This is a genomic window from Methylosinus trichosporium OB3b, assembly GCF_002752655.1.
In the GTDB taxonomy this organism is placed as follows: Bacteria; Pseudomonadota; Alphaproteobacteria; order Rhizobiales; family Beijerinckiaceae; genus Methylosinus; species Methylosinus trichosporium.
The window spans coordinates 976130-994384 of sequence record NZ_CP023737.1 but is presented as its reverse complement, the minus strand read 5'-3'; the positions used below and the strand labels follow the sequence as shown (position 1 = coordinate 994384).

At 67.6% G+C, this 18255-nt stretch carries 13 protein-coding genes; 3 read left to right on the top strand and 10 right to left on the bottom strand.

Annotation, left to right across the window (positions count from 1 at the left end):
- Positions 1 to 73: 73 nt before the first annotated feature.
- The 8 genes from rpoD to CQW49_RS04745 all read right to left on the bottom strand — a co-directional run bounded on the left by rpoD (position 74) and on the right by CQW49_RS04745 (position 12978).
- Positions 74 to 2083 carry an RNA polymerase sigma factor RpoD gene (gene rpoD / locus CQW49_RS04780; RefSeq protein ID WP_003610718.1) on the bottom strand — a complete coding sequence of 670 codons (2010 nt, stop codon included), beginning with the start codon at positions 2081 to 2083 and terminating at the stop codon, positions 74 to 76.
- A gap of 221 nt (positions 2084 to 2304) precedes the next feature.
- Positions 2305 to 4236: a DNA primase gene (dnaG, locus tag CQW49_RS04775; protein ID WP_003610720.1), complete on the bottom strand. Its 1932-nt coding sequence runs from the start codon at positions 4234 to 4236 to the stop codon at positions 2305 to 2307.
- A 403-nt stretch (positions 4237 to 4639) separates the two neighbouring features.
- On the bottom strand, positions 4640 to 5794 hold the full coding sequence (locus CQW49_RS04770; protein WP_155931317.1) for a PAN domain-containing protein: 1155 nt from the start codon (positions 5792 to 5794) through the stop codon (positions 4640 to 4642).
- 236 nt (positions 5795 to 6030) lie between these two features.
- A complete protein-coding gene (locus tag CQW49_RS04765) occupies positions 6031 to 6681 on the bottom strand; it encodes a hypothetical protein (RefSeq protein WP_003612822.1) in 651 nt (216 codons plus the stop codon).
- A gap of 270 nt (positions 6682 to 6951) precedes the next feature.
- Positions 6952 to 8238 (bottom strand): citrate synthase, encoded by a 1287-nt coding sequence (gene gltA / locus CQW49_RS04760; RefSeq protein WP_003612823.1) that lies wholly within the window; start codon positions 8236 to 8238, stop codon positions 6952 to 6954.
- Between the two features lie 306 nt (positions 8239 to 8544).
- A complete protein-coding gene (gene gltX / locus CQW49_RS04755; protein ID WP_003612825.1) occupies positions 8545 to 10017 on the bottom strand; it encodes a glutamate--tRNA ligase in 1473 nt (490 codons plus the stop codon).
- 276 nt (positions 10018 to 10293) lie between these two features.
- Complete coding sequence (locus CQW49_RS24360; protein ID WP_155931318.1) at positions 10294 to 11646, bottom strand: choice-of-anchor tandem repeat GloVer-containing protein; 1353 nt, start codon at positions 11644 to 11646, stop codon at positions 10294 to 10296.
- 897 nt (positions 11647 to 12543) lie between these two features.
- Entirely contained in the window at positions 12544 to 12978 is a 435-nt protein-coding gene (locus CQW49_RS04745; protein ID WP_003612829.1) for a GlcG/HbpS family heme-binding protein, read from the bottom strand.
- 159 nt (positions 12979 to 13137) lie between these two features.
- Here CQW49_RS04745 and CQW49_RS04740 point away from each other — a divergent pair, with 159 nt between their 5' ends.
- From CQW49_RS04740 to CQW49_RS04730, 3 genes are all read left to right on the top strand, one after another.
- The gene (locus CQW49_RS04740; protein ID WP_003612831.1) at positions 13138 to 13524 is read left to right on the top strand and encodes a thioredoxin family protein; all 387 of its coding nucleotides are present in this window, start codon (positions 13138 to 13140) and stop codon (positions 13522 to 13524) included.
- Positions 13521 to 14252, top strand: coding sequence for a cytochrome c biogenesis CcdA family protein (locus CQW49_RS04735; protein ID WP_003612833.1), 732 nt, complete (start codon positions 13521 to 13523; stop codon positions 14250 to 14252). Before CQW49_RS04740 ends, CQW49_RS04735 begins: the two co-directional genes overlap by 4 nt.
- A 122-nt stretch (positions 14253 to 14374) precedes the next feature.
- Positions 14375 to 16552: a ComEC/Rec2 family competence protein gene (locus CQW49_RS04730; RefSeq protein WP_244441386.1), complete on the top strand. Its 2178-nt coding sequence runs from the start codon at positions 14375 to 14377 to the stop codon at positions 16550 to 16552.
- 46 nt (positions 16553 to 16598) lie between these two features.
- Here the strand turns inward: CQW49_RS04730 and CQW49_RS04725 are convergent, their stop codons facing one another.
- Both CQW49_RS04725 and CQW49_RS04720 read right to left on the bottom strand, forming a co-directional pair.
- On the bottom strand, positions 16599 to 17510 hold the full coding sequence (locus CQW49_RS04725) for a DUF2865 domain-containing protein (RefSeq protein WP_157926063.1): 912 nt from the start codon (positions 17508 to 17510) through the stop codon (positions 16599 to 16601).
- A gap of 102 nt (positions 17511 to 17612) precedes the next feature.
- Positions 17613 to 18059, bottom strand: coding sequence for a response regulator (locus tag CQW49_RS04720; RefSeq protein WP_003612839.1), 447 nt, complete (start codon positions 18057 to 18059; stop codon positions 17613 to 17615).
- Between the last annotated feature and the right edge of the window lie 196 nt (positions 18060 to 18255).

The following is an 18255-nucleotide window of genomic DNA, read 5'->3' as shown; positions in this document are numbered from 1 at the left end:
CTCGCGGTCCAGACAAGGGGGTTCTGGACCGCGAGCCTTCAGGCTCGCAATTCGCGCAAAGCGCGTCGCTTCGTCAATTGTCCAGGAAGCTCCTGAGCTTCCGCGACCGGCTCGGATGCTTCAGCTTGCGCAGAGCTTTCGCCTCGATCTGGCGAATGCGCTCTCTCGTCACCGAGAACTGCTGGCCGACTTCCTCGAGCGTATGGTCGGTGTTCATGCCGATGCCGAAGCGCATGCGCAGCACGCGCTCCTCGCGCGGCGTCAGCGACGCCAGCACGCGGGTCGTCGTCTCGCGCAGATTGGACTGGATCGCCGCCTCGATCGGCAGGATGGCGTTCTTGTCCTCGATGAAATCGCCGAGATGCGAATCCTCCTCGTCGCCGATCGGCGTCTCGAGGCTGATCGGCTCCTTGGCGATCTTCAGCACCTTGCGCACCTTCTCGAGCGGCATGGCGAGCTTCTCGGACAATTCCTCCGGCGTCGGCTCGCGGCCGATCTCGTGCAGCATCTGCCGCGAGGTGCGCACGATCTTGTTGATCGTCTCGATCATATGCACCGGAATGCGAATCGTGCGCGCCTGGTCCGCGATGGAGCGGGTGATCGCCTGGCGAATCCACCAGGTGGCGTAGGTCGAGAATTTATAGCCGCGGCGATATTCGAATTTGTCGACCGCCTTCATCAGGCCGATATTGCCTTCCTGAATGAGGTCGAGGAACTGCAGGCCGCGGTTCGTATATTTCTTGGCGATCGAGATCACGAGGCGGAGGTTCGCCTCGACCATCTCCTTCTTCGCCTGCCGCGCCTCGCGCTCGCCCTTCTGCACCATCTGGACGATCTTGCGGAACTCGGCGATCTCGAGGCCGGTCTCGGTGGCGAGCGCGTGAATCTCGCCGCGCAGCTCCCGGATACGGTCCTTCTCGTTGGCGACGAACTCCTTCCAGCCGCGCGAGCCGAGCTTGGACACGCGGTTGATCCATTTGGGATCGAGCTCCGACCCCTGGAACTTGTCGATGAAGTCCTCGCGCTGCACGCCCTGCGCGTCGGCGAGCATGAACAGCTTGCGCTCATAGCCGACGAGGCGCTTGTTGATGTCGTAGAGCTGCTCGACCAGCGCCTCGATGCGGTTCTGGTTCAGCGAGAGAGACTTCACATCGGTGACGATCTCTTTCTTGAGCTGCTTGTATTTGCGCTCCTGCGCCGGAGTCAGCGTCTCGTTCTTGAGCTTGTTCTCGACATTTTGATCCTGCAGCCGGCGCAGCTTCTTATAGGCGTCGGCGACGCGGGCGAAGGTCTCGAGCACGCGCGGCTTCAGCTCGGCCTCCATGGCCGAGAGCGACACCGAATTCTCGAGATCGTCCTCTTCCTCGAAGCTCTCCTCGGCGGGCGCGCCCGGCTCGTCGAGCGCCGCCGGCGGCGAGCGCGGCGCGGTCGCCGGGGCGAGGTCGTCCTGCGGCGCCGGGGGCTTGGCGTTCTTGCCCTCGGGCCCGGCGTAGGTCGCCTCGAGGTCGATGATGTCGCGCAGCAGAACCTTGCCGGCCTCGAGCTCCTCGCGCCAGATGATGATGGCCTGGAAGGTGAGGGGGCTCTCGCAGAGCCCGGCGATCATCGCCTCGCGGCCGGCCTCGATGCGCTTGGCGATCGCGATCTCGCCCTCGCGCGACAACAGCTCGACCGAGCCCATCTCGCGCAGATACATGCGCACGGGATCGTCGGTGCGGTCGGCGGGCTCGGAGCTGCGCGTCGCGACGGCGGTGGCGCGGGCCGATTCGACGACCTCGCCGCCGGTCTCGGCCTCCTCCTCCTCCTGCTGCTCCTCGCCTTCGGCGTCGTCGGGATCGTCGCCCTCGGAGACGGTGATGCCCATCTCCTGCAGCATCGCATAGACGTCCTCGATCTGGTCGGAGGAGACTTCCTCCGACGGCAGCACCGCATTGAGCTCGGTATAGGTGACGAAGCCACGCTTCTTGGCGAGCTTGATCATCCGCTTGACGGCGGCGTCGTTGAGGTCGAGCAGAGGACCGTCGGCGGTTTCCACCGCGACCGCGCCCTCGGTTTCGACTTTCTCGTCGTCTTTTTTCGCCATTCCTCGCTCCAAAGCCCGCGATGCGGTTGCCCGCGGCCGCGCCTGAGGTTCCGCCGTCCTTGGCTCGTTCTTTACGAAAACCACAGGAGCAAGCACAAGACAAGCCGCGGACGGCCCTGCCGCCGCGGCGATTCGCCGGTCGCCCCACACTCGGAGCGTCGGCTTGACACTCCGTTAACCGCACGCCCCGCTTTCGCTCGGAGCCCATTGTCCCCGGCGAATCAAAGCGAGCGAGACGTCCGACCGGACAGAGAACCGAACCCGTCGAGCATGGCTTCGGTTCCCTCGATGGCGTTCAATTGCGCTTGAATATCGCTCAGGCGGGCGAAATCATGGTCGCTCGGCGCGTCCGCCAGCCTCTGCTCGATTTTTCTGAGTTCTTTATGTAGCGCCCGCACCCGATGTTGCAAGACCAGAGCTTGACGTAGGCTTTCGGCGGCGTCGGTCGTCGCCGCCCCGCGGCGCACGTTCCACAGCGAGGCATGCGCTCCCATCCCGGCGAGCCGCGCGCAAAACGCCTCGAGCCCGGCTGCGGCGATCTCGCGCGCGACGCTCTCCTCGTCCGGCGCGCCGTCGTCGGCGGCGCGGAACAGCGCCGCCAGCAGCTCGCGCGCCTCCGCCGAGGCGAAATCGAGCGCCGCGATCTCCTCCAGCCGCTCCAGCAGCAATTGCGGGTGGTTGAGCAGGATCAGCAGGATCAGCGCCTCGCGCGGGGCGATGGCCGCGCCCTCGCCGCGGAAGAGGGGCGAGCGGGCGAGCGAGGCGCCGATGGTCACCGGCCCGCGCAGCGAGGGCTGCTCATTGCCGCCGAACCGCCGCATCGGCCCGCGACCGCCCCCGCCCCCGCCGCTGCGCTGCTCACGCCGCGGCGGATAGTTCCGCGAGCGGCCGAACAGCGTCGCGCAGCGGTCGATGAGCTCCTGCGAATAGTGCCGGCGCAGCGCCTCGTCGGCGATGTTGCGGGCGAGCTCGGCGAATCGGCGCTCCAGCGCGGCGCGCCGTTCTGGCGTGTCGAGGCGCGCCCCTTCCGTCTCGCGCGCCCATAGCAGATCGACGAGCGGGCGCGCCGCGCCGATCGCCTCGGCGATGGCGGCCGGCCCGCCGGCGCGGAACAATTCGTCCGGGTCCTGCCCGTCGGGCAGCAGCGCGAAGCGGAAGCTGCGGCCGGGGCCGAGCAGCGGCAGGGCGGTGTCGATCGCCCGATCGGCGGCCTTGCGGCCGGCCTTGTCGCCGTCGAAGCACAGGATCGGCTCCTCGGCCATGGTCCACAGCAGGTTGCACTGCTCGGCCGTCAGCGCCGTGCCGAGCGGCGCGACCGTCTGCGCGAACCCGGCCGCGGTCATGGCGATCACATCGACATAGCCTTCGACCGCGATGACCGTGCCCGCCTCATGCGCCGCCTTGCGGGCGTTGTGGTGGTTGTAGAGCGTCGCGCCCTTGTGGAAGAGCGGCGTCTCCGGCGAGTTCATATATTTGGCCTGCGCGTCCTTCTGCATCGCGCGGCCGCCGAAGGCGATGACGCGCCCGGCGCGGTCCAGGATCGGAAACATGATCCGATCACGGAAGCGATCGTAGGGGACGACGATGTCCTCGCCATGGACCAGCAGACCCGCCTCGATCATCGCCTCGACGCTCGCGCCCTTGCCGGCAAGATGATCGCGCAGCCCATGGCGCTCGTTCGGCGCGAAGCCGAGGCGAAAGCGCGCCCGATCCGTCTCGCCGATCGACCGGCCCGCGAGATAGGCGCGGGCGGCGCCGCCGGCCGGGCCGCGCAGCTGCGCCTCGAAATAGAGCGCCGCCCATTCGAGCACGTCGCCGAGCGAGGCGCGCTTCGCCTCGGCCTCGCGCGCCTCTGTGGTCTCGACCGGCATGGGCAGTCCGGCCATGCCGGCGAGCTTCTCGACCGCCTCGGGGAAGGTGAGCCCCTCGGTCTCCATCAGAAAGGTGAAGCCGTCGCCGTTCTTGCCGGAGGAGAAGTCATGATAGAATCCCTTCTGGTCGTTGACATAGAAGGAGGGAGTCTTCTCGGCGTTGAACGGTGACAGCCCGCGCCATTCGCGGCCCTGCTTCTTCAGCTTGACCTTCTGAGAGACAACGGCGGAGACCGGCACGCGCGCTCTGATCTCGTCGAGGAAGGAAGGGGGGTATCGCATGGCGGCCAGAGTCGGAGTCGAAGCCTTGTAGCACCTCGCCGGTCGCCCGTGCGATGCAAAGGCTCCTCGTCACCGCTACCCACAGCCGGGAGCGGCGCAAAAAAAAGGGCCGCCGGAAGCCAGCGGCCCAAGTCAAGGGAGGAAACGCCCAAGGAGGGCTACGGAGCGAGACACCAATCTCGCTGCGTCGCACTGTTGTAATGCTGCGGCGCACAAGTGTCAAGCGTAAAAAAATCGAACATGGCCGAGCTCGCGTCGACGCCGATGATTTCACGGCCATTCCGCCAGCGGCCGCCGTCGCTCTGTCGGCGGCCCGCGGCGCTGGCCGCCGCCTCTCCCCGCCAGGGGCGGGGAGAGGCGGCGGCGGGCGCCGTCGTCTTTCCTGAAGGCGCCGCCGTCTTTCCTAATTCTGCCGCTTGCCGCCGCTGTCGGCCAGCGCGTTAGGGAAATATTCTCCCGTCGTCGCGAACAAATGACAGACGCCCTCGTCGAGGCGGAAGGTGAAGGCGACGCAGACCGCATCGTCCCGGCAGAGGGCCTCGCAGGCCTGCGGGCCTTCGCTCGCGTCGATGCGATAGCCCTCGCCCGGAAACGCCCTGGACGGATAGCGCTCCATCGCGATCGGCCCTGCCGGCGCGCGCGGGAGCGGCGAATCGTCGCGCAGCCCGCTCGTCGCGCGCGGATTGAGGGTGAAGGCGATGGCGTCAGCCTTCAGCCGGCACGCGTGGTTCCATTTGTCGAAGACATAGGCGCGGCAGTCCGCACGGCGGCGGCAGGCGGCGAGGCAGCCGGGCTGATCGACATTGCGTAGCGCCGCGATCTGCGCGCCGGCGATGTCGCGATTGTCGAAGGCGAGGCGAAAAGCCGCAGTCCGCTCCGGCTCGGGCGCGGCCGCCGGCGCAGGCGACGGGGCGGGCGGGGTCGGCGCTTCGGCCGGCGCCTCCGCGCGCGCCTCCTCGGCGGCGGGCGGGGTCGGCGTTTCCGCGGCCTGCTGGGTCGGCGCGTCCGCCGTCCGGCGCGAATCGGCGAGGCGCGGCGCGAAGGCCGCCGCCGCGAGCATCGCGCCGAGCGCCGCCGCCAGCAGGACGGCGACGACGCCGGGCGTTCGTCCGCGCCGCGGCGCGGGGGGAGGGACCGCCGCCTCGGCCTCGCGCAGCCGGCGCTCCAGCTCCTCGGCCCGCGCCGTTTCGGCGCCGAGCCGGTCGCGCAGGGCCTCCGCCTCGGCCTCGGCGGCGCGGCGCTTCGCCCGCTCGGCGGCGGCGTCGGAGGAGCGCGGCGCGCGCTCGAGCCAAATCTCGAACAAAGTGGAGAGGTTCGGCTTGGGCGACGCCTCGCCACGTCGCTCGCGCGCGAGCCAGGCGTCGAAATCGCGGGAGAAGCCCGCGAGCGCATTTTCGATCTTGGCCTGCTCGCCGGCGACGCGCTGCTCGAGATGGCGCCGCGCGTCGCCGAGCAGAGCGGCGCATTCCTCGCGATATCGCGCCTCGAGCTCGTTCCAGTCGCGCTCATCCGCCTCCTGCATCGGCCGCCGCGCCGATCCATCCAGTGCAACCATCATCTCTCCCTCGGGCCGCGCCCATGGGGCCCGACCTCGGTTCGGCTTCGGCTTCCTCGATTGTCCGGGATCGCCACGCGAGCCCGGCGGGAAAAGCGACGCGTGCGCGCAATCGGATCGGCGCAGGCGCGCCGCATGGAAATGACAGGCAGGAACGGCAAGCGAATCGAAATGGGCGCGCGCATCTTACGACGCGCGCCGCCCTCATAGCGAGCCTCGGAGTTCCGCAGGCGCCGGCCTCAGTCGCGCAGCGCCGCGCGTCCGCAGCGCACCGCCTCGATGAGACGCAGCGCGACATTGGGGCCGTCGAGCCGTCCGCAGCCCTCGGCGAGCTCGGCGGCGGCCTTCGGCGTCAAAATCTCGCGATAGGATTCGATGCGCCTCACCTTGTCGCGCATCGCCGCCTCGACGAAGCCCAGCGCATAGGCGCGCGCCGGAATGGCGCCCTCGACCACGGTGGCGTGATCGTCGGTGACGAGATGGCTCGCCCGCAGCGAGCCGCCGATCTCGAAGCGCCCGGCGCCCTGGCTGTTGAACACCGGGCCATGGGCGCGCACATCGCCGAGCACGACGACCTCGGCGCCGCCGAGCGTGATCGTCGTCGCCTCGAGATCGCCGCGCGCCAGAATGAAGGCGGCGGCTCCGTTGAAGGAATTATCCTCGAGATTGCCGTCGATGGTCAGATCGCCGTCGACGACGAGCCCCGCGATCTTGTCGCGCCACATCCATTCATAGAGCTCGAGCCGTCCCGGATGGAGAAGATCGCCGGGACAATGAGCGACGCGGAAGGATGAGAGATCGATCGAGCCGAGGCCGATCCATCTGTCGAAGCGCAGCCTGTCCCGCGCTTCGTCGAAACCAATGAACTCGCATTCCTTCGTCGTGACCATCTTCGCCTCCCAGAGCGTTGCCGCAATCTGAAGCGAGAGGGCGGAACGGTCTGTGCGCCAGCGCACAGACGGGGAGGGACGGCGGGCGGTAGCCAGATCATCTCGAGTTTTTGAAAAACAGTCCCGTCATTGCGAGCGAAGCGAAGCAATCTAGAGCCGTGGGGCGGCTTCTGGATTGTTTCGTCGCTACGCTCCTCGCAATGACGGCGCGACTTCAGCGATTTCCAGCGACGCGGTGGAGCCAAGAGGCGGACGGCCCGCCGCTCGCCCTCAGCGCTTCGTCATCGGCAGATAATCGCGTTGCACCTGGCCGGTGTAGAGCTGGCGCGGGCGGCCGATCTTGGAGCCCGGGTCCTCGATCATCTCTTTCCATTGTGCGATCCAGCCGACCGTGCGCGCGACAGCGAACAGCACGGTGAACATGGTGGTCGGCAAGCCCATCGCCTTCAGCGTGATGCCGGAATAGAAGTCGATGTTGGGATAGAGCTTCTTCTCGATGAAATAATCGTCGTGCAGTGCGATGCGCTCGAGCTCGATGGCGACGTCGAGCAGGTCGTCCTTGACGCCGAGCTCGGCCAGCACCTCGCGCGTCGTCCGCTGCATGATCTTCGCACGCGGGTCGTAGTTCTTGTAGACTCTGTGGCCGAAGCCCATCAGCCGGAACGGATCGTTCTTGTCCTTGGCCTTGGCGATATAGATCGGAATGCGATCCGGCGTGCCGATCTCGGCGAGCATCTTCAGCACCGCCTCATTGGCGCCGCCATGCGCCGGTCCCCACAGCGAGGCGATGCCGGCGGCGACGCAAGCGAAGGGATTGGCGCCGGACGAGCCGGCGAGGCGCACGGTGGAGGTCGAGGCGTTCTGCTCGTGGTCGGCGTGCAGCATGAAGAAGCGGTCGAGCGCCCGCGACATCACCGGATTGACCTTATATTCCTCGCACGGCACCGCAAAGCACATGCGCAGGAAGTTCGACGTATAGTCGAGATCGTTCTTCGGATAGACGAAGGGCTGGCCGACCGAATATTTATAGGCCATCGCGGCGAGCGTCGGCAGCTTGGCGATCATGCGCGTCGAGGCGACCATGCGCTCGACCGGATCGGCGATATTGGTCGAGTCGTGATAGAAGGCCGAGAGCGCGCCGACCGAGGCCACCATCACCGCCATCGGATGCGCGTCGCGGCGGAAGCCCTGGAAGAAGCGCGCCATCTGCTCATGCACCATGGTGTGGCGCGTGATGCGATAGTCGAAATCGGCCTTCTCGGCGACCGTCGGCAGCTCGCCATAGAGCAGCAGATAGCAGGTCTCGAGAAAGTCGCCATGCTCGGCGAGCTGGTCGATCGGATAGCCGCGATAGAGCAGGATGCCGGCGTCGCCGTCGATATAAGTGATCTTGGATTCGCAGCTCGCCGTCGAGGTGAACCCCGGATCATAGGTAAACATTCCGGTGTCGTTGTAGAGCTTGCGAATGTCCGCCACAGCGGGGCCGATCGTTCCCTCTATGATCGGCAGGCTCACGGTCTTGTCGCCGGCATGAAAGGAAGCGTCTTTGGTCGTCATGGCCCCACCTTTGGTTGCGCGCGCCGCGCTCTAGACGAGCTTACGATCTGTGATCGCAGCATAATTTGCGCCAGACGCGGCTAAGGCCGTGCGGGCGCCCGCTGCTTGGGCGAGCTCGCGGGGGAGCGGAGGCGCAGGGCGGCCGACCTCGGCGAGCGAGCCATCGAATTGCTGTCGACTCATGTCATTCGGACAGCGCGCCCGGGGCCGGGGTTTCGCCCCGTCGGCTCGAGCGCGGGTTGCGACGCTCGCGTCGCAACCTCAGGGTTGTGCGTTGCACAAACTATAGCATTCCCCGCCTATCCTTCAAGCGACATGCGCGCTCGCGGCGGGGGAATCGGGAGACCGCGGATGCGCCTGATCGGCGAGGCGGGCGAGGCTCTCCTCGCGTCCGAGGATCGCCAGCACGTCGAAAATGCCGGGCGAGGTGGCGCGGCCGGTGAGCGCGGCGCGCAGCGGCTGCGCCAGATCGCCGAGCTTGACGCCGAGCGAAGCGGCGGTTTCGCGCACCACGGCCTCGGTCGTCGCCGCGCCCCACTCCTCGAGCGCGGCGAGGCGCGGAGTCAGCGCCGCCAGCCCCTCGCGCGCCTGCGGCGAGAGCAGCGCCGCTGCTTTGGGCTCCAGCGGCAGCGGCCGCTCGGCGAACAGGAATCCGGCGCCGTCGACGAGCTCGTTGAGCGTCTTGGCGCGCGCCTTCAGCCCGGACATGGCCGCGGCGAGCTGCGTCTTCCGCCGCTCGTCGAGCTTGTCCGCGATCGCCTGTCCGCCTTCCAGATAGGGCAGGGAGGCGAGCAGCGTCGCCAGCAATTCGGCATCGTCCGCATCGCGCAGATAATGCCCGTTCATATTCTCGAGCTTCACGAAGTCGAAGCGCGCCGGCGAGCGATGAATGCTCTCGAGATCGAAGGCCTCGATCATCTCCGCCGTCGAGAAGAACTCGCGGTCGCCCTGGCTCCAGCCGAGACGCAGCAGATAATTGCGCAGCGCCGCCGGCAGATAGCCCATGCCGCGATAGGCGTCGACGCCGAGGGCGCCATGGCGCTTGGAGAGCTTGGCGCCGTCCGGCCCGTGGATCAACGGAATATGCGCGAGCGCCGGCGCCGTCCAGCCCAGCGCCTCGTAGATGTGCTTCTGCCGCGCGGCGTTGGTGAGATGATCGTCGCCGCGAATGATCTGCGTCACGCCCATGTCGTGATCATCCACCACGACCGCGAGCATATAGGTCGGCGCGCCGTCCGAGCGCAGCAGCACGAAATCGTCGATATCCTTGTTGGGGAAGGTGACGCGGCCCTGCACCGCGTCCTCGATCACCGTCTCGCCCTCCTGCGGCGTCTTCAGCCGGATGACCGGCGCGACGCCGGCGGGCGCCTCTTCGGGCGAGCGGTCGCGCCAGCGCCCGTCATACCGCGGCGGGCGCCCCTCGCGCCGCGCCGTCTCGCGCATCTCCTCCAGCTCCTGCGCGCTGGCGTAGCAGCGATAGGCCTTGCCCATCGCCAGCAGCTGCTCGGCGATCTCGCGATGGCGCGGCGCGCGCGAGAATTGATAGGTGACGTCGCCGTCCCAATCGAGCCCGAGCCAGCGCATGCCGTCGAGAATGGCGTCGATCGCGCCTTGCGTGGAGCGCTCGCGATCGGTGTCCTCTATGCGCAGCAGAAAGCGCCCGCCATGGCGCTTGGCGTAGAGCCAATTGAACAGAGCGGTGCGCGCCCCGCCGATATGGAGGAAGCCCGTGGGCGAGGGGGCGAAGCGCGTGACGACTTGGGGCGCGGTTTGGGGCATGAGCGCGGCGGAGGTCCTTAGAAACCGGAGAGCGGCCCCGTCTAGCACGCTGCGGGCTGAGGGGGAACCGAGGCGCGTCCGCTCGCACCTTCGGCCGATGGCTGGGGTAGAGGTCTCGAAGCGGGCGCGGGGCTCGGGTCGAACCGCCGCGCGGCCTCGCCTCGCGCATGGGCGGCTCGCACCGGCTCACGCGGACGAACCCACGCCCGCGCGATGCCAGGATCGAGAAGCGCAGCGACGCCCGCCGAGCGGCGGAACGGCGCGAACAATTTCATCTCAGCGCAAAGGGAGCTGATAGACCACGCCGGCGTTCGCGCCGCCGCCCTGATAAGTCGTGCCGTAGAGCAGGCCGCCGTAACCGAGGGTGAGACCTGCTTGCGGCGAAGACCCATCCGTTCCGCCGCTGAAATTATGCAGAACGGTTTGGGTCCAGGCGTCGTTGGGGCGATTCGGCGGCGTCAGCTTGAACGCGACGCCCTGCCCGAAGCTTCCGCCTTGCGTCGTCGCTCCGTATAGCGAGCCGTTGAAAGCGAAGGTTACGCCTCCAAAGGGTCCATAACCACTGGCGGCGGTGGTCAATGCGTAGAGCACGGTCAGATCCCAGAGCCCATCGGGATCTGATCGACGCCGGGACAAGCGATACACGCCTCCTCCGCTTTGCGTCGTCCCGAACAGCGCGCCGTTCGGGCCGAACACGACACCCGAACCGGGAAACCCGCCGTCGGCCCCACAAAAATGATGCACGGCAGACTTCGTCCAAGTCTCGCCGCCGAATGGCGCGGGCGTCAATTTGAAAACGAGCCCATTACCGCAATTTCCGCCCAGCACCGCTGTTCCGTATAATGAGCCATCGTCGTCGAACGCCAGCTTCGCATAGCTATGATATCCGTCGGCTCCGCCTGTGAAGCTGTGCAATTGCGTGAACTTCCAGGGATCACCGGCTCTGCGCGGCGGCGTCAATTTGAATACACTGCCGAGATTCGCGCTTCCGCCATTAAATGTCGTCCCGTAAAGCGCTCCACGCGTATCGAACGCCAATGCTCCTGCCGGATTTGCTCCGTCTGCGCCTTTGAACGAGTAGAGGACTTTTTCGCTCCAGCTTTCTCCGGCTTTCGACGGCGGCGTCAATTTAAAGACCGTCCCGCATCCTGCCGGACAATTCGAAGACCCTCCCCCTTCCCAGCTCGTGCCATAGAATGCGCCATATCTGTCGGAAACGACGCCGCCTTTCGGATTAGCCGCGTCGCTGCCGCCTCTGAAGGCGTAGAGCACGTCGCGCGTCCATTGCGACCGGTAGCCTCTTGGAGGCGTCAGTCGATACGCTGTCCCGGCATTGTTGGCGCCTGCGGCCTGAGTCGTCCCATAGAGCGCGCCATTGGCGTCTACGGCGAGGTCGCTATTAGAAGGATACCACCCGCCATCGCGATCGACGAGGTCGTAAATCTTGGCATATGACGGAAGTGATAGAATATTATCTTCAGATCTAGCGTCGATTGCGCAAGCAAATAAAAATATTGTTGCTGATAGGAGTGTTTCTCCTGCACGACGAGTCAAAGCCGTGCGGAAAATAATGCATTCGTGAAACATTTCTGTCTCCATCTCGTTCGAGTTGACGAAACTATCATGCATATAGTACCGTATATATCGAATATATCTAGCACGACTTCTAAATTGCGATCGTTCGATCACAGAAGTTGCTTAGATAACGAGAGGTTACTCTATCCGCGGAGGTTAATTTTTGCGATGTATATCGGCAATTCGGCGTTTTCCATAGGTATTGTTTGCTTTTAGGAGAGTTTGTCTCAGCATCTCCTGTCGCCGAGCCGAATTTGCGCATGAGTCGCTCGACGAAGCTGGGTCGGTTGAGCGTCCGGCAGAATAGGGCGACACGAAGCCGAAATTACCCGCGGTTCTCGCTTTCGAGTTTCAGCCGATCGATGTGGTCGTGCGGCCGACGCGCGTGCTTTCGGTCACCGAGGGCCCACCCCGTTCGGCTTCGCCGGCCGCCCCCTCGAGGGGAGGGTGGCGCCCCCTTGACAATTTTCGGAAAATATTCCTATGCTCCGTCACCCTCGCCGAAACGGCAAGGGCTTCGCCCGGGCCGGGGCGGGGCCGGCGTGGGTGCGGTTTTCGAGAGAAGCGGGGCGGCTGCCCTCGTCCGCGCGCTCGAACGCTCCTCCGCCGGTCCGGCTTCTCCTTCGTGCGGAGGCCTTTGGAAACAAAGGCGAAAGTCGGCCGAATGTCCGAGGGTCGCGCGGGGATAGACTACCCGAGAGGGGAAAACAACCCTGGCTCCGGAGGCGGTGAAAATAACAGGCGAACCGCGTCCGGGACCTCGAGGCTTCCGCATCGCGCTTCTTTTGCAAAGGCCGTGGCCATTGGAAGCCGCGGCGTCCCGGACGACCTTGTCCAACCGGCGCGCAACGCGCGGCGGGGGCGCCGCCGCGCGTCTATCCAGGGCTCTAGAATTCCTTCGTTTGAGCGAATTCTGATCGATCGAACGATTCCGTTCGATCGGAAAGCGCTCTACGTTCGCCAGGGATGCGCCGGCAGGTCGCTGACCCCGACGGGCGCGACGCCCGCCACAGCGACCGCATGGTCGTTCTCGACCGAGCTGCCGCTGACGCCGATCGCGCCGACCAGCACGCCGTTCTCGTCCACGATCGGCAGGCCGCCGGGAAAGGTGATGAGGCCCTGGTTGGAATGCTCGATGCCGAAGAGCGGGCCGCCCGGCTGCGACAGCTTGCCGATCTCGCCGGTCGGCATGCCGAAGAACACGGCGGTCTTGGCCTTCTTGATCGCAATGTCGATGCTGCCGACCCAGGCGTCGTCCATGCGATGGAAGGCCTTCAGATCGGCGCCGGAATCGACGACCGCGATGCACATTTTGGTTCCGAGCTCTTCGGCGCGCCGGCGCGCGGCCGCGATCGCGGCTTCCGCCGCGGCGATATCGACATGCATCGAGAAGCCTCCATGCCTTCATGAGGAAGGCGTATCCCACAAATGGCGGGAGCGAGGCCGGGTTTCAAGCGCGGATCGCTGTAACGCGCCGCTGGTCGCCGACGAAGACACATTTCGAGCGGCCTCGGGCCGTTCGAACAAAAAGGAAAGGGAAGTCTCATGCCGTCTCGCTTCGCTCTGGCGCTCGCCGCCGCTGTCGCGCTCGTCGCCGCGCCGCTCTCCGCCGCCGAGCGCCACGCCTATACGGCGAAGGCCTTCGACGCCGCTCAGGCGGCGGGCAAGCCGATCCTCGTCGAGGTTCATGCGCCCTGGTGCCCGACCTGCAAGGCGCAGGAGGCCGTGCTGGAGAAATTGGAGGCGCAGCCGAAATTCGCGTCCCTGCAAGTGTTTCGCGTCGATTTCGACAGCCAGAAGGACGCGTTGACGCGCTTTCGCGCCGGTCGCCAGAGCACTCTGATCGCTTATCATGGCAAGGAGGAGAAGGCCCGCTCCACCGGCGAGACGCGCGAGGAGCAGATCGCCGCGCTGCTGGGCGAGACGCAGTGAGCGCCGCCGATCTCGCCGGCCCTAGCCTCGCCTTCGTGGCGGGGCTGCTCTCGGTGCTCTCGCCCTGCGTGCTGCCGTTGCTGCCGATCATTCTCGGCGCGGCGGCGAGCGAGCACAGGCTGGGGCCGGCCGCGCTCGCCGGCGGCCTCGCTCTGTCCTTCGTGGCCATCGGCCTCGTCGTCGCGCTCATCGGCTTCGGCTCGGGCGTCGATGGCGACAGCTTCCGCTTCGGCGCGGCGCTGCTGATGATCGCCATCGGCGTCGTGCTCGCCGTCCCGGCGCTGCAAGTGCGGCTCGCGGCGGCCGGCGGGCCGCTCAGCAATTTCATCGACCGTCGCTTCGGCGGCTTCGCGACCACGGGCCTGCGCGGGCAATTCGCGCTCGGCCTGCTGCTCGGCGCGGTGTGGAGCCCCTGCGTCGGGCCGACGCTCGGCGCGGCCTCCGCGCTCGCGGCGCAGGGCCGCGATCTCGCCGCGGTCGGCGCGACCATGGCGCTGTTCGGCCTCGGCGCCGGGCTGCCGCTCATCGCGCTCGGCGCTTTGTCGCGGCGTGCGCTGATGGGCTGGCGCGAGCGGCTGATGAGCGGCGGCAAATGGGCCAAGAGCGCCTTCGGCGTCGCGCTCGCGACGATCGGCCTCGTCGTGGCGACCGAGCTCGACAAGCCGCTCGAGGCCGCCCTCGTCGCCGCCTCGCCGGACTGGCTGACACGCCTGACCACCTCATTCTGAGGAGGGTCGGCCTATCCCCATCCGCCGCGATCGGTCTAGCATGAGCGCATTCGTTGAACGGAGTGCGCGTGGCGGGGCGGGGTGCGAGAGCGGCGGGCGCAGTCGATCGGGCCGGGGAAGCGGTGCTCCCCCGGCTCGCGCTCGCGCGCGTCCTCGGCGACGCCTGGCGCGCCGCGATCGCGCGCGAGATCGCGCTGCGCCGTCCGTTCCTGTGGCTGCCGGTCGCCGCCGGCGCCGGCGCGCTGCTCTATTTCGGCGCTGATCGCGAGCCCTCGCTCGCCGTCGCGTCCGGCGCTTTCGCGATCTGCGCCGCGCTGGCGATCGCGCTGCGCGATCATCGCGCCGCGCGCGCGCTGTTCCTCGCGCTCGCCTGCCTGTCGGGCGGTTTCCTCTCGGCGGCCTGGCGCGCGGCGCGGGTCGATGCGCCGATCGTCCCGCGCGCCGGCGTCGGCTTTCTCACCGGCTTCGTCGAAGAGCTCGATCCACGCCGCTCCGGCGCGCGCTTCATCCTGCGCGTCGCCAGCGCCGAAGGCCTGCCCGGCGACGCGCGGCCGCGGCGGGTGCGCCTGACGACCCGCGGCGAGCCGAAATTCGCCGCCGGCGATTTCATCGCGCTGAAGGCGCGCGTGCTGCCGCCGGCCCATGCGGCGCTGCCGGGCGGCTATGATTTCGCCCGCGACGCTTTTTTCGCCGGGCTCGGCGGCGTCGGCAATGCGCTCGGCCGCGTCGAGATCATGCCGCCACCCGATCCGCCGCCGCTGTCTCTGCGATTCTTCGCGAGCGTCGACCGGCTACGAAATGATCTCGCACGGCGCGTCTATGATCGGCTCGGAGGCGACGCCGGCGCCATCGCCGCGGCGATGGTGACGGGCAAGCGCGATTTTCTGAGCGAGGAGGCCAAGGAGCTGATCCGCCGCGCCGGCATCTTCCACATCATCACCATCTCCGGTGTGCAGATGACTCTCGTCGCCGGCCTGTTCTTCGTCGGCCTGCGCCGCCTGCTGGCGCTGTCGCGCACCTTGGCGCTGAATTATCCGATCAAGAAATGGTCGGCCGCGCTCGCCATTCTCGGCGCGATCTTCTACGACATCGCAACAGGCTCGCGCGTCGGCACCGAGCGCGCGCTGGTGATGACCTCGGTGATGCTGATCGCAGTGATATTCGATCGGCCGTCGCTGTCGATGCGCAATCTCGCCTTCGCCGTCTTCTTCGTCGTCGCCTTCGAGCCGGAGGCATTGCTCGGCGCGAGCTTCCAATTGTCCTTCGCCGCGGTGGCGGCGCTCGTCGCCGTCTATGAGGCGCGCGGCGAGATGGCGGCGCCGCGCCGCGAGCCGCCCCTCTCCGCCGCACGCGGCGCGCCGCCCTGGCGTGAGAATTTGTCCGGGTTGCTGCTGCGCGGGCCGGGCGCGCCTTTGTTCGCGACCTTCTGCGCCACCTCGGCGACGGCGTCCTTCATGGCCGGGAACTTCCATGAGCTCAGCCCCTATGTGCTGATCGGCAATCCGTTGACGCTCGCCATCATCGAATTCTTCGCCGTGCCGGCGGCGCTGCTCGGGGCCATGCTCTATCCGTTCGGACTCGACGCGCTGGTCTGGTCCTATCTCGGCTTCGGCATCGATCTCGTCACGCGCATCGCCGGATTCATCGGCGCGGCGCCGGGCGCGAGCCTGCCGGTCAGGAGCTTTGCGCCCTTCGCGCTCGTCTTCCTCTCGCTCGCCGTGCTGTCGGCTGTGCTCTGGCGCAGCTGGCTGCTGCGCGCGAGCGCCATTCCCTTCGCGGCGATCGGCCTCTATGGCGCGGCCAATGGCGAGGGCTTCGACATGGCGGTCGCGCCCTCCGGCGAGGCGGCGGCGGTGCGGCGCCCGAGCGGCGAGCTGGCGCTGCTCGGGCGCGGCAAGCTATCTTTCATCGGCGAGCAATGGCTGCGCGCGGACGCCGACGCCCGCGCGCCGGCCGATGCGCGCGGCGTCTCCTGCGACGAGCTCGGCTGTGTGACGACGACGATCGACGGCCGTTTCGTCGCGCTCGTCTTCGATCGGCGCGCGCTGATCGAGGATTGCGCGCGCGCGCAGATCGTGATCGCGTCCTTCGATGCGCCGGCGGGCTGCGGCGCGCCGATCGTGCTCGATCGCCGCAAGCTCGCCGAGACCGGCGCGGTGACGCTGCGCTTTGCGAGCGAGCGCATCGACTGGCGCATGGCGCGCGCGCCGGGCGAGGATCGGCCATGGTCCAGGGCGCCGCTTCGGCGACCCGAACGCGAGACGTCGGCGTCCGCGGATGAGGAGGAGCGCATTGAATAGCGGCTCGCTAATTCCCCTTCGCTGTCGCAGGAGCGCGAACGCGAGCTCACTCGCTCTGGCGGTGGCGGTAGTGTCGGCGTCCGCTCAGGCTGCGATGCTCGCGCGGCGTCGCCGCGGCGCGGCGCTCGGCGGAGCGTCCGCGCACCGAGGCGCGATCGAGCGCGACGAGCTTGCGGCGCATTCCCTCCGGAACGTCGCGCGTTTGCGACAAGGGCCGAAAATCATTCGCTGTGAACGGATAGCGCCCGCCGCCATGGAACACCTCCACGCCATGGGCGGTCATCACCGCATCGCCGCGGCGCAGCGTCGGATCATGGTAGAGCGCGCTCGCCGGCGGTTCCGCGGCCGCGGTCTCGGATTGGCAGGAGCAGCGCTTGTCCTTCTCCGCGTCGCCGCGACGGCGCAGCGACGCCGTGAGGCGCGAATAGGAGCTGCGGCCGCGCGCGGCGACGGCGTCCTCGATTTTGTCGGAGCCCGAGCGCAGGATGAACAGCGTCGTCCGCGCGCCGGGGCACAGGCTGCCGCAGGCGCGCTGATGCGCCGTCGTGTCGGCCGAGCCCGTGTAGACGCCGACGGGGAAGAAATAGCCGTCGCAGTCGCGCACGCAGTAGGACTGCAGTCCTCCTGGCTGATCGACGACGACGCCGCGATCCGGCGCCGGATCGGGCGCCGCCGTCCGGCGCAGGCGCGGCGTTTCCGCGAGACGCGCGGCCAACGGCGTCGGATTGCGCGCGGCGCGACGAAGACGCCGGGCGCGGGTCTCGCGCATCTGCTGCTGGGAAGGCCGATAGCTCTGGTCCGGAAAGGCGCCGAACACGTCTTGAAAGAAGCCCTGGGCGAGAGCGTCGGAGGAGGTGAGGCGACCGCCCGCCCCAATGGCGGCGAGCAGCAGAACGGCGACGAGAACCACTCCGCGCCGGCCGGGAGGAGCCGACGCTCGGAACAAACGCAAACGCATGACCAGACCTTCGCCGAGCGCCCGGGCGGAGGCGCCCAGGTCGAGGATACCCCCATACATGGCGCAGCGCGGCGTTCGGCAACCCTCGATGTCTGGTTTGGTTTACGCCTCGCGCGACGATCGCCGCAGCGCGCTGCGCAGCGCGTCGATCACCTCGTCGCAGTAGAAGGGTTTCTCGACCATGGCCCGGGAGGCGTGCGCCTCCGGCAGGCCGGCGCGGCCGTAGCCGGTGGTGAAGATGAAGGGACAGTCGCGTCCGGCCAGCAGCTCGGCGACCGGATCGACCCGCTCTGGACCGACGCTCACATCGAGCAGAGCGACGTCGATCTGCTCGCTGGCGGCGAGATGCAGGGCCCGCGCCACGGTGCGGGCCGAGCCGATCACCACGCAGCCGTGCTCGGTCAGCATGTCCTCGAGCGCGGAGGAAATGAAGGGATCGTCCTCGACGACGAGGACGCGCCTTCCCGTCAGCGCGTCGGCCGCCTGCGCGCGCCGATCGTCGTTCACGATCGCGTCCCGTCCGTCGCTCGACTCCGCCATGGCGCTCATGGTGGGGCGGAATCCCGCGCCTGTCCAGACAGGAGCGACCTCGTGACGAGACGCAGGGGCTCGCACGGAGCAGCGGGCGGTCGCGCTTCAGAATTGGCGGTTGACAAGGGGTGAGGATCGCTTTAACAGCAGTGATGCTGCAATGCGGCATCAAAGCTCCAGTCGCGTAGATCGATCCTGTGGGTCGAATTCCTGT